This is a genomic window from Falsiroseomonas sp. HW251, assembly GCF_050563545.1.
Taxonomy (GTDB): Bacteria; Pseudomonadota; Alphaproteobacteria; order Acetobacterales; family Acetobacteraceae; genus Falsiroseomonas.
Genome location: NZ_JBNXUM010000005.1, coordinates 1 through 11,629, shown reverse-complemented (window position 1 = coordinate 11,629; position 11,629 = coordinate 1). Strand labels below are relative to the sequence as shown.

Annotated in this window: 12 protein-coding genes; 4 read left to right on the top strand and 8 right to left on the bottom strand. The window is 68.3% G+C overall.

The window, feature by feature from the left end:
• Nucleotides 1-2: 2 nt before the first annotated feature.
• The 3 genes from ACLF3M_RS07015 to ACLF3M_RS07005 all read left to right on the top strand — a co-directional run bounded on the left by ACLF3M_RS07015 (nt 3) and on the right by ACLF3M_RS07005 (nt 4,101).
• Complete coding sequence (locus ACLF3M_RS07015; protein WP_430656162.1) at nt 3-1,019, top strand: Bug family tripartite tricarboxylate transporter substrate binding protein; 1,017 nt, start codon at nt 3-5, stop codon at nt 1,017-1,019.
• A gap of 117 nt (nt 1,020-1,136) precedes the next feature.
• A complete protein-coding gene (locus tag ACLF3M_RS07010) occupies nt 1,137-1,346 on the top strand; it encodes a hypothetical protein (RefSeq protein ID WP_430656161.1) in 210 nt (69 codons plus the stop codon).
• A gap of 355 nt (nt 1,347-1,701) precedes the next feature.
• Nucleotides 1,702-4,101, top strand: coding sequence for a hypothetical protein (locus ACLF3M_RS07005; RefSeq protein ID WP_430656160.1), 2,400 nt, complete (start codon nt 1,702-1,704; stop codon nt 4,099-4,101).
• A 323-nt stretch (nt 4,102-4,424) separates the two neighbouring features.
• Here the strand turns inward: ACLF3M_RS07005 and ACLF3M_RS07000 are convergent, their stop codons facing one another.
• The 3 genes from ACLF3M_RS07000 to ACLF3M_RS06990 form a co-directional block, all read right to left on the bottom strand.
• Entirely contained in the window at nt 4,425-5,180 is a 756-nt protein-coding gene (locus ACLF3M_RS07000) for a DUF3750 domain-containing protein (RefSeq protein WP_430656159.1), read from the bottom strand.
• Nucleotides 5,181-5,465: 285 nt separating this feature from the next.
• Nucleotides 5,466-5,915 carry a ferritin-like domain-containing protein gene (locus tag ACLF3M_RS06995; protein ID WP_430656453.1) on the bottom strand — a complete coding sequence of 150 codons (450 nt, stop codon included), beginning with the start codon at nt 5,913-5,915 and terminating at the stop codon, nt 5,466-5,468.
• Nucleotides 5,845-6,480 carry a hypothetical protein gene (locus ACLF3M_RS06990; RefSeq protein ID WP_430656158.1) on the bottom strand — a complete coding sequence of 212 codons (636 nt, stop codon included), beginning with the start codon at nt 6,478-6,480 and terminating at the stop codon, nt 5,845-5,847. Before ACLF3M_RS06990 ends, ACLF3M_RS06995 begins: the two co-directional genes overlap by 71 nt.
• Between ACLF3M_RS06990 and ACLF3M_RS06985 the strand changes: the two genes are divergently transcribed.
• Nucleotides 6,479-6,976 carry an NAD-binding protein gene (locus ACLF3M_RS06985; RefSeq protein ID WP_430656157.1) on the top strand — a complete coding sequence of 166 codons (498 nt, stop codon included), beginning with the start codon at nt 6,479-6,481 and terminating at the stop codon, nt 6,974-6,976. The two genes, ACLF3M_RS06990 and ACLF3M_RS06985, sit on opposite strands and share 2 nt — an antisense overlap.
• A gap of 67 nt (nt 6,977-7,043) precedes the next feature.
• Here the strand turns inward: ACLF3M_RS06985 and paoC are convergent, their stop codons facing one another.
• From paoC to ACLF3M_RS06960, 5 genes are all read right to left on the bottom strand, one after another.
• Nucleotides 7,044-9,263, bottom strand: coding sequence for an aldehyde oxidoreductase molybdenum-binding subunit PaoC (gene paoC / locus ACLF3M_RS06980; RefSeq protein WP_430656156.1), 2,220 nt, complete (start codon nt 9,261-9,263; stop codon nt 7,044-7,046).
• A 4-nt stretch (nt 9,264-9,267) separates the two neighbouring features.
• On the bottom strand, nt 9,268-10,218 hold the full coding sequence (locus ACLF3M_RS06975) for an FAD binding domain-containing protein (RefSeq protein ID WP_430656155.1): 951 nt from the start codon (nt 10,216-10,218) through the stop codon (nt 9,268-9,270).
• The gene (paoA, locus tag ACLF3M_RS06970) at nt 10,215-10,865 is read right to left on the bottom strand and encodes an aldehyde dehydrogenase iron-sulfur subunit PaoA (RefSeq protein WP_430656154.1); all 651 of its coding nucleotides are present in this window, start codon (nt 10,863-10,865) and stop codon (nt 10,215-10,217) included. The genes ACLF3M_RS06975 and paoA overlap by 4 nt, the downstream gene beginning before the upstream one ends.
• An 80-nt stretch (nt 10,866-10,945) precedes the next feature.
• Nucleotides 10,946-11,140 (bottom strand): hypothetical protein, encoded by a 195-nt coding sequence (locus tag ACLF3M_RS06965; RefSeq protein WP_430656153.1) that lies wholly within the window; start codon nt 11,138-11,140, stop codon nt 10,946-10,948.
• Between the two features lie 10 nt (nt 11,141-11,150).
• Complete coding sequence (locus ACLF3M_RS06960) at nt 11,151-11,396, bottom strand: hypothetical protein (protein WP_430656152.1); 246 nt, start codon at nt 11,394-11,396, stop codon at nt 11,151-11,153.
• Nucleotides 11,397-11,629 lie beyond the last annotated feature (233 nt).

The following is an 11,629-nucleotide window of genomic DNA, read 5'->3' as shown; positions in this document are numbered from 1 at the left end:
CGATGGCGCGCGGCGGGCGAACTCGGGGAGAGAACGCGATGCATCGACGAGACCTGATAGGCGGGGCGATCGCCGCGGGGGCGGCGTTGCTGGCCGCGGCTCCGGCGCGCACCCAGACGGGAGCCTACCCGAGCCGTCCAATCCGGATGATTGTTCCCTTTGCGCCCGGCGGCGGGGTGGATGCTGTCGGGCGGACTGTCGCGGCACGTCTGTCGGAGCGTCTCGGCGTTCCCGTCGTGGTCGAGAACCGCGCCGGCGGCAGCGGCACCATCGGAGGTCAAGCGGTGCAGGCGGCGGCGCCGGACGGTTACACCCTGCTGTTCTCTGCCTCCACCCACGTGATGGCGCGCCAGGTCCTGCGGCGCCCGCCCTACGACCCCGTCGCCGATTTCGCAGCCATCGCGCAGGTCGGGGCGGCGCCGCTCCTCCTCGTCCTGTCACCGGACCGGCCGCAATCGAACATCACCGACATCGTGGCCGATGCGCGCCGCAACCCGAACCGCTGGACCTTCGGCGCCTCTGCGCTCGGCTCGGCGGGCCACCTCGCGACGGTGCTGTTCCTGAAGCTCGCCGGGCTCGACCTTGTCGTCGCGCCATACCGCGGCACGGCCCCCGCCCTGACGGATGTCGCGGCCGGAAACGTGCAGATGATGATCGACCCGTTGCTCGCGCTCTTGCCGTTGGTGCAGAGCGGCGGCGTGAAGGGCATCGCCATCACCTCCGATCGCCGCAGCCCCCTCGCCCCGGCCATCCCGACCGCCGCCGAGGCCGGCATGTCGGGGCTGCAGTTCGCGTCGTGGTACGGTCTGTGGGGTCCCAGGAGCCTGCCGGCGTCCGTCACGACGGTGCTGGAAGGCAACGTTGCGGAGATCATGCGTGAGGCGGCGACAGTCGAGCGCCTTGCCACACTCGGCCTGGAGCCGACCTACGCAAGTGGCGAGGTGTTCCGTCGCTTCATCGCGGCCGACGTGGCCCGGAACGCCGACCTGCTGCGCAGCGCAAACTTCGAGCCGGAGTAGGAGCACGCAAAAGGGGCGCAGCGTCTCAACGGCAGGCAGGCGCCAGGGCGTATTCATCAACCCAATAAGTTGGGAAGGGCGCCGACTCACCGTTGTGCGCGACCAGGAGTCCCGACGATGAAGTTGACGGACACCCGGACGCAGATCCTGACCGCCGCGGCGGCCACCGGACGGCCTGGTGCAGCCTGCTTCCAATCGCGATGTCGCGATTGGACGGGCTTCATCACCGGTGTCTGCCGCGCGATCCTCGCGCCGCTACCCGAGCACCGCGGCACTGCGGTGGAGGGCGAGGAACGCGTCACCGATCGTAGCAACGACGGCGAGTAGCAGCGGCACGGCAATGTGCGAAAGTGGGCCGAGCGTGATGCAGCTGCGACGCGTTTCAAGCGTGCGCTTGTCGGGAAAGCCCGCCGCGAGTCATCGCCCACGTCAATGCGCGTTGATTTCTCTCGGGTGTCCGTCGTCTTACGGCAATCTAGCGCCGCGCCAGCTAGCTCGGCGACTGCGCAGCGTCATCGTCGTCCCAAGGACGCATCTTTAGGCTCCCCACAACAGCCCGTGAGCAGTCCCGCACGCCTACGCGTCTGACTGTAGGCTCTAGGTTTGCCGGAAGGAAGGCGTGATGCAGTCGTCGAAGCGGTTATTCCTTGCGGGACTGTTCCTGTTCTGCATGTGCGGGCTCATGCTCCAGGTTACGGAAACGCGCCTGCTCTCCGTGATCGCCTTCTACCACTTGGCATTCCTGGCCATCAGCATGGCTATGCTCGGCATGACGGCTGGCGCGCTGTTCATGCACTTCCGTTCCGATTGGTTTGCACCGGCCAGCCTGCTGTCGAATCTCGCCTGGATCGCCTCGGCCTTCGCGATCAGCGTTGTCGCCTCCGGCCTCCTTCTAATCTCGACGGTCGTGATCACCTCGTCCGGCGCCAAGGTCATGACGGTCCTGGCTTGGCTGAAGCTCATCCTGATCCTGCTGCCGCCTTACGTCCTGGCCGGCATGGCGATCTCACTCGCGCTTACCAGGAGCCCCTGGCCGGTCGGGCTCGTCTACGGGGTGGACCTGCTAGGGGCGGCGAGCGGCTGCCTGCTTGTCCTCGTGCTGCTGACCTGGATGGACGCCGTCTCCACGCTGCTGGCTGTGGGCGCGGTGGGCGCAGTCGCGGCCGTATGCTTTGCGGCGGCCGCACGGGCCGGCGGAGGGCAACCAGCGCAGCTTCCGATCGCACGCATGGCAATCCTGCGCAGTCCTGGCTGGCTGGCGGTCGCCCTGGTCGCGGCGGCCGGCATCAATGCCGTCATTCATCCCCGCGGTCTCGTCCTCACCTCGGTGCACAACAGGCTCGAGATGACCTTCCCCGCAGCGATGCACTGGAACTCGTTCTCGCGCATTCGCGCGGAATGGCCGTCGGACGGCCCGCCGATGATGTGGGGGGCGTCGCCGAACATGCCCCCGCGCGAGGTCTCGCAGCTCAACATGAACATCGATGGTGATGCGGGAACGCCGCTCTATCGCTTCGGCGGCGATATCGCCGATGTCGATTTCCTACGCTACGACGTGACGACCCTGGCCTATACGATCCGGCACCAAGGCCGCGCTGCCGTCATCGGTGTCGGCGGCGGGCGCGACCTGCTCTCGGCCTATCTCTTCGGCTTCCGCGACGTCACGGGGGTCGAGCTCAATCCGATCTTCATCGACCTGCTACGGAACAGGTTCCACGAGTACAACCGCCTAGCCAGCCTGCCGGGCATGCGCCTGATCGTTGACGAAGCGAGGAGCTGGTTCGCCCGCACGCCCGAACGCTTCGACGTGGTGCAGATGAGCCTGATCGACACCTGGGCCGCGACCGGTGCTGGCGCGATGTCGCTGTCCGAGAACGGGCTCTACACCGTCCAGGGCTGGCAGCATTTCCTGGGCGCGCTCGCTCCGGCCGGCGTCTTCACCGTCTCCCGCTGGTACGATCCCCAGAACGTCACCGAGACCGGGCGCCTGCTGAGCCTCGCCATGGCCGCGCTGCGGGACCGCGGCGTCGCGCAGCCGGCGAGCCATGTCTACATGGCGGGATCGTCCAACCTCGCCACGCTCATCGTCTCGAACGCGCCGTTCACGGGCCAGGAACTGGCCGTCCTCGACCGGCGCGTGCAGGAGCTGGGCTTCACCGTCCTGCTCAGCCCCGACCGCGCCGTGGGCAATGCCGTGCTCCGGCAGATCGCCGAGGCCGTCACCCCCGCCGACTACCACGCGCTGTCGCGCCAGCATCACCTGGACATGGCGCCGCCGACCGATGACCGTCCATTCTTCTTCAATCAGCTTGTGCTCACCGATCCCGAGTCCATCCGCATCGCGCAACGCGCGGTCGGCGGCGTCGTCAGGGGCAACCTGCTCGCCACGGCGACGGTCGCGATCATCATCGTGCTGTCTGCGATCCTGGTGCTGTTGACGATGGTCGTGCCGGCGCTTCCCACGGTGCGCGCGGTGCCCGGGCAGCTAGCCTGGCTCGGCACGCTCTACTTCGGGCTGATCGGGCTGGGCTTTATGTTCATCGAGATCGGGCTGATCCAGCGGCTTTCGGTCTTTCTGGGCCATCCCATCTACGGGCTGGCGATCGGCCTGTTCGGGATCATCCTCTCAACCGGGCTGGGCAGCCTGCTGTCGGAGCGCCTGCCGCTCGATGTCGGCAACCGCTTCGCGCTCTGGGCGGCGACGCTGGCGGCCTATGTGGCGCTGATGACGTGGTGGTTCCCGGCCCTGGTCCTGGCCTTTGAAGGCCAGAATACGGTGGTGCGGGCCATCGTGGCCCTGGTCGCGATCATGCCGCCAGGGATCCTCATGGGCTTCGGCTTCCCGGCCGGGATGCGACTGGTAAATGCCATCGACAATCGGCCCACCCCCTGGTTCTGGGCGGTGAACGGCGCCGCCGGCGTGCTCGCGGCGAGTGTTGCGATCGGCATCAGCATCCTCCACTCCATCAATGCGAGCCTGTGGGTCGGTGCCGCCTGCTACCTGCTGCTGACACCCATTGGCCTCGTCCTGGGCAGCGCCGGCGCGCGCATCCGGCACGCACTGCTACAGACCGCGGAGTAGCTCCGGCACGCGCGACGCTTCGGCACCAGACAACCGTCGACGCCCGGCGGTTCAACCTCCCTCGATGACGCCAGCGCGGTGCTCGCCCGCCACGGCTTCAAGCGTGCGCTTCATGGTTGCCTCACTCTGCCCTGGGGCGAGCTAGCGGCCTTGCGCCCAATCAGCTCACCTTATGGCGCGAAGGGAGCGAAGCGTCGTTGTCGGCAGCAGCACACCGTGCGAGGCCTTTTCGCCGGCCCGACGAAGCGCCAGGGCATCACGGTCGAGGTGATGGAGCGCGTTCGCCACGGCGCGGGCCATTTATGAGAATGGGTTCCAGCGCATTACGCCGGATACGCGCTCGGCATGCCAGGGCGGCCGAGGCCCGGTAGCTTCAGCGCCGGCCGCCGTAAGTCGAGGCCGGCAACGCCGCCGAGAATGTTGACCTGGATGCCCTCGACCCAGCCGACCGTGACGCCGGCATAGCCGCCGATCGTCAGGCGTATGCCGGTGCGTGATGGCGTGAGGCGGATCCAGCGGCCGTCGTGCGGATAATCCTTGCCGATGGCTGTCGGAGGCAACGTCACCTGCGCTTCAGGTACGGCATCGAGGACCGCGGCGACGAACGTATTCGAGTTCGGCCCCGGCCATACGCGGTAGTCACCGCGATTGCGCCACGAATAGCCCGCGATCGTCGCTTGCATGCGCGGGATCAGAGCCGCGGCCGTGTCCCCATCCGCTGCGAAGATCACCTCGGGGTTGCGGCCGAACCAGCGCCCGTCCGCTGCGAAGCCGTTTACCCGGATCGGGTCGCCCCAGGCCGTGTAGTCGTAGCGCATATACTCCGTCGCACCTTCTGGCTTGAGGACAATCCAGCTGTGGACGGCGAAGACGCCGCGCCAGCTCACCGTCGGCGCCGCAAACACCCGGACCACGGCCGCCGAGTGCTGAGCGGCAGGCGGAAGGTGGCCGATGCTGGAGCGATCAGCGCTCCACCAATCCGCGCCGAGGCTGGTGCGCTGGTGAAGGACAGCAGCGATGCAGAGCGGAAGAATATAAAGCAGCGCGAAGAGCGACAGCCCGAGTTTCGTCAGTGTCATGGGGAAGCCGTATATTTGGTTCAGGTTCGGCTGCCGCAACCCGCCTTCCGTTCTTCGCCCTCTTGCTTGATGACCAGGGCCATACCCGCTCACGGGGCAACTAGCCCTAGGCTGTCACGCATCTTCGCCTTGCTCCGAACCGTATGGCCGGGCACCGAGCTCAGCCGCGGCATCGACGAGGTCGCCAACACCAACGTCGGGCGCGCATCCCGAGAACGAGCGCCGTCGCCGAGGCTGATCCTTTAGTTTGGGGCGGCGCTGAATCGCGGCGCCGCCCCTTGCTGGTTAGGCGGCCTTCCGGTTAACGCGCGCTTCGGCAATCTGCGTCAGCTTCCTGTCGGCGGCATGCTCCTCGTCGAGCGTTTGCTGCAGCACCGAGGCGCAGTCCTGCCGTCCGAGCTGCTTCGCAAAGGCGATCAGCGTACCGTAGCGCGTGATCTCGTAGTGCTCGACCGCCTGCGCTGCCGAGATGATGGCGGCGTCCTTTACGTCGTTGTCGTTCGCGACGCCAAGGATGTCGCTCGCCTCCTCCAGGATGCCGTCCATCGCGGCGCAGGTCGTGCCCTTCGCGGTCTGGCCGTGCATCTTGAACACCTGCTCCAGACGTTGGATCTGGTTCTGCGTCTCGCGGAGATGGTGCTCGAGACCCTGCTTCAGCTGCGGGTCACTGGCCTTTTGAATCATGGTCGGCAGGTTCTTCGCGATTTGCTGCTCTGCGTAATAGATGTCCTGCAGAGTGTGGACGAAGAGATCGTCCAGGTTGTTGATGGACTTCGAGAACAGACCCATTTCGACTTCCTTTCGTGACTGGCGGCTGCGCGGCGCGACACTTGGCAGCGTCGCCGGCGGCGTCAGTCCGAACGCCACCGGACAGGCGTGGGCTTCCCAATGACGCGACGTCGGCTGACTCAAGGCGCCACGAAGCCCTGCGTGATGACGCCCACGTCAGCGTTCGATTCGATCGCGCCGACATCATCGCGGCCACCAGCACCGGCGAGCGCCGTAGCCGGATCGGACCTTCGAGGATCAGCTGCTCGAGCGCCAGCTTGCTGTCCGGCGTCCAGAGCCCGGTCTCCGCACTTTTCTTCTTGCCGCCTTGCTGCTCCATCAGCAGCAGGTCGAGACCGAGCGCGTCGAGCTCGGGCTCGAAGTGCTTGCGAAAGCCATAGCTGTCATAGGCCAGCGCCTTGACCTCGTAAACGCCGACCGTCTCGGCGAGGTGCGCCGCGACGAAATCGAACCCTACCATCCTTCCCGGCGCCGCGTTCAGCCAGCCGTCGCGCACCCAACGCTGGATCATGGTAGGCGCCTCCCCCGAGCAGTTCGCGCGTGCCGAGCCGGTGCTGCGCGCCATCAGCCCAAAGCTGTTCCATGCCGGCGAGGTCGGCGCCGGGCATGTCGTGAAGCTCGCGAACAACGTCGTCTCGGCCAGCGACCGTGCCGTGGCGTTGGAAGCGCTGGCGCTGGCCGCGCGCAACGGTATCGCGCCGCGCCGCGCGGTGGAGATCATGCTGGCCGGCGCCGGCCGTAACGTCTGGTTGGAAGCGCTACCGAATTCCGGCCTGCTCGACGGCGAGGTCACCTCAGGCTTCACGCTCGAGGTGATGCACCGGGATCTCTGTGCCGCGGCGCGGCTGGCCGCGGAGAGCGAGTTGCCCATGCCGGTCGGCGCGGCGGTTCGCGACTTCAACGCGCGCTGCATCGAGGAGCTCGGCCGCGACGCGGAAGGCGACGCCGCGGCCCTGGTCATGGACGGGATCGCCGGCACGCGGATGTTCCGTCGCGCACAATCATGACGGCGTTGCGTCCGGCCGCTGTCTGCGCTCTGGAGTCCTCAAATGGCCTTCCTGATCAGTGTGGGGTTCAGGCGACGGCGGGTAGCCGCTCGATCAGCTTGTCGAGCGTGATCGGGTAGTCGCGCACCCGCACGCCGGTAGCGTTGTGGATGGCATTCGCGATCGCCGCGCCCACGCCGCATAGGCCGAGCTCGCCGACGCCTTTCGCCTTCATCGGCGAGGAGATCGGGTCCACCTCGTCGAGGAAGATTACCTCCTGGTGCGGGATGTCGGCATGCACCGGCACCTCATAGCCCGCGAGGTCGTGGTTGACGAAGAAGCCGTGGCGCCGGTCCACCTCCAGCGCCTCCGTCAGGGCCGCGCCGACGCCCATCGTCATCGCGCCGATCACCTGGCTGCGGGCCGACTTGGGGTTCAGGATGCGGCCGGCTGCGCAGACCGCGAGCATGCGCCGGACGCGCGTCTCGCCGGTGAAGGCGTCCACGCCAACCTCCACAAAGTGGGCGGCGAAGGTGGATTGCTGGTAGCGCTGGGCGAGGTCGCCGTATTCGATCGCGTCCTCGGCGGAGAGGCCGCCTTCGCCTGCGGCCTGCGCGAGCGGCACGGCGCGGTTGCCGGACCGCACCTGCCCGTCGGCGAACTCCGCCTCGGCCGAGTTGAAGCCGACCTTCCGCGCGATCTCCTCGCGCAGCTTCACGCAGGCGGCATAGACGCCGGCGGTGGCGTTGTTGGCGCCCCACTGCCCGCCCGAACCGGCCGAGACGGGGAAGTCGGAGTCGCCCAGCCGGACGACCACCTTGTCCAACGCCACGCCCATCATCTCCGCCGCCGTCTGCGCCATGATGGTGTAGGAGCCGGTCCCGATGTCGGTCATGTCGCTCTCGACCGTGACCACGCCGGCACCGTCCAGCCGCACGCGCGCGCCCGACGTCGTCAGCAGGTTGTTGCGGAATCCCGCGGCCACGCCGACGCCGACCAGCCGGCGCTCCTCGCGCCGTGCACCCGGCGTGGCGTTGCGCCCGTGCCAGCCGAAGCGCTCGGCGCCGAGGCGGAGACACTGCACGAGCTGGCGTTGCGAGAAGGGCCGCTCCGGATGCTCCGGATCGACCTGGGTGTCGTTGACGATGCGGAACTCGACGGGATCCATGCCGAGCTTCTCGGCCATCTCGTCCATCGCGATCTCCAACGCCATCAGGCCTGGCGCCTCGCCAGGGGCACGCATGGCGTTGCCCTCCGGCAGGTCGAGTTCGGCCAGCCGCATCGAGGTCAGGCGATTGGCACCGGCATAGAGAAGCTTCGTCTGCTGCACCGCCGTCTCGGGCTTGCCCCCGGGCAGGTTGCCCGAGGTGCTCTCGTGCGCGATGGCCGTGAGCCTTCCGTCCCGGCCCGCGCCGAGGCGAACGCGCTGGATGGTTGCCGGGCGATGCGTGGTGTTGTTGGCGACGAGGGGGCGCGTGAGCGCCACCTTCACGGGCCGGCCCGCGGCACGCGCGCCGATCGCCGCGAGTACGACGTCGGATCGCAGGAACAGCTTCCCGCCGAAGCCGCCGCCGACATAGGGGCTGTCGACGCGAATGTTCTCCGGAGCGATGCCGAGCGCCTTGGCGAGGTCGCGCTTGGCCCAGGCGATCATCTGATTGGAGGTCCATACGGTGAGCTTCCCGGCGTCCCAGGCGGCGACGGATGCGTGCGGCTCCATCGCCGCGTGGCTCTCGTCGGGGGTGGTGTAGGTCGCGTCGAGCTGCACGGGCGCCGCGGCGAAGGCGCTCTCGAAGTCGCCGATGCGGTCCTCCGCCGGTGCGCCACTGCCCTCGCCGCTATCGCCGCTCACCAGCGGGGCGGCACTGGCAGCCGCGGCGAGATCGAAGCGCCCGGGCTCGCGGACGTAATCCACGGTGAGCCGGGCGGCGGCGTCGCGGGCCTCCTCGAAGCTTTCGGCCACCACGAGGGCAACGGCCTGGTGGTAGTGCTGGACCTCCGCACCCCCGAACAGGACGGCGGCGTTCATCGGCCCATTGGCCAGGGGGGCGATGTCGAGCGTGGTGACGATCGCGATCACGCCGGGCGCGGCCCTGGCGGCCGCGGTGTCGATCGCTGTCACGCGGCCCTTGGCGATGGCTGCGCCGAGGACGACGCCGTAGGCCTGGTTCGGCACGACGTCGTGCCGTTCGTAGGCGTAGGGCGCGGTGCCGGTGGTCTTGAGCGGTCCGTCGATGCGGTCGGTCGGCCGTCCGACGACGCGGAGTTGGTCGATCGGGTTCCGGGTGGTGGGAGTGTCGAATCTCATCGTCTCAGTTCCTCGCCTCGACCAGGACGGAGGCGAGCGCACGTTCCGCCAGGATGACCTTGAAGGCGTTGTCGCGGGTGGGGCGCGCATCGGCCAGGATCGCCGCCATGACAGGCTTGGTGCCGCGCGGCAGCTCGGCCTCCGCATCCTCCACCCGCCAGGGCTTATGGGCAACGCCGCCGAGCGCGATGCGGCCCGTGCCGTCCCGCTGCACGACCGCTGCGACCGAGACCAGCGCGAAGGCGTAGGAGGCGCGATCGCGCACCTTGCGGTATATCTGCGTGCCGCCCGGCGGCCGCGGCAGCGTGACCGCGGTGATGAACTCGCCGGTCGCCAACGCCGTCTCGATGTGCGGCGTGTCGCCGGGCAGGCGGTGGAATTCGGCGATCGGGATACGCCGCGTGGTGCCGTCCGCCTTGACCGTCTCTACCACCGCGTCGAGCGCGCGGAGCGCCACCGCCATGTCGGAGGGATGCGTCGCGATGCAGGCGTTGCTCGCACCGATGACCGCGAGCCCCCGCGTGGCGCCGCCGATCGCCGCGCAACCCGATCCGGGCCGGCGTTTGTTGCAGGGCATGTTGGTATCGTAGAAATAAGGGCAGCGCGTGCGCTGGAGCAGGTTGCCCGCAGTGGTGGCCTTATTCCGCAGCTGGCCCGTCGCACCGGCTAGCAGCGCGCGGGCCAGCACGCCGTAGTCCCGCCGCACCCGCGCATCCGCCGCGAGGTCGGTGTTGCGCACGAGCGCGCCGACCCGCAGCCCGCCCTCTGGCGTCGGCTCGATCCGGTCGAGGCCGACGCCGTTCACGTCGATCAGGTGGGCCGGCGTCTCGACCTGAAGCTTCATGAGGTCGAGCAGGTTCGTGCCGCCCGCGATGAACCGCGCACCGGGGGTCTGCGCCGCCGCGGAGGCTGCCTCGGCCGGGCTGCGCGCGCGCTCGTAGGTGAAGGGTCTCATGCGGGCCTTCCCGCGACCTCGGTGATCGCGTCAACGATGTTGGAATAGGCGCCGCAGCGGCAGATGTTGCCGCTCATGCGCTCGCGGATTTCCTCCGCGCTGAGCCGCGGGGGTGCCGTCAGGTCGGCGGTGACGTGACTTGGGATGCCGGCTTCGATCTCCTCCAGCATCGCGACCGATGCGCAGATCTGGCCGGGCGTGCAGTAGCCGCACTGGTAGCCGTCGTGCCGCACGAAGGCGGCCTGCATCGGATGGAGGTTGCCAGGCTGACCCAGTCCCTCGATCGTCGTGACCTCGTCGCCCTCGTGCATGACGGCGAGGGTCAGGCAGGAATAGATCCGCCGCCCGTCCACGATCACCGTGCAGGCGCCGCACTGGCCGTGGTCGCAGCCCTTCTTGCTGCCGGTGAGCTGCAGGTGCTCGCGCAAGGCGTCGAGCAGCGTCGTCCGCGTATCGAGATCGATCGTCCGGCCCTTGCCGTTCACGGTGAGTGAGACCCGCGAAAGGGCAGGCACTCCCGCGACGGGAACGCCCGCAGATATGCCTTGGGCAGCTGCTTCTGGCGCCGCAGAAGCGGCCACCGTGGACGCGACCGGGGCGGTGATCGCGGCGCGTCGGGTCACCGCGGGTGCATCGGGATGTTGCATCGTACATCAAATCCTTCTTCGGTCTTGAAATGCCACTCGCGGCAGGGCCGACGGTGTGAACGCGCGGATTCGCCGTCCGATCACCGAGGCGCGAGATTATCGAACCAGTAGGAGGCGGCCCCATGCGTCAGCACGGCGTTCTCCGTGGTAAATCCGCCGTCAGGTCCCATCAGCAGCGCGCCGACGTTCGCCACCTCGTCCGGCGTGCCGGCAAGCCCGACCGTGGAGAGCTCGATCAGGCGCAGCTCAGGCTCGGCAGGGCGCCATCGCGGCACTGGATCAGGGCTATGCACGCGGGGCACAACCTGTGGGCGCTCTGCGACCGGCCACCTGACAGCTTTCCGAATCGCTCAATCGGCTCGGCGACGGCTTGGCTGCGTCGACCGCGCCGGCTGGCAGGATCAGCATCAAGGCCACCGAGATCGCCAGCAGCAGCAACGCACTGGCGCCGGTCAGGGCTGCTTCCGCACCTTGGGCAATCGCCGAGGCAGCGGTGAGGCCCGTTTCGGCTGCGGCAGCGATCGCTGCCATCAGGCTAAGACCCACGGCGTTGCCGAGTTGGTGCGCAACGTTCACCGCGCCAGAGGCGGCGCCGGCGTCCCGCTGTGCCGTGCGGGCGATGCCAGACGCCGTCAGTGGCCAAAGCAGATGCCCTGGCCAGCGCGGATCAGCACCATCGGCAGCGCGGTGTCAGTGAGGTAGCCGCTGTCCACGCCGGCACGGCTTAGCCAAGCCACGCCGCCGAAGGTCAGTGGAGTTGAAGT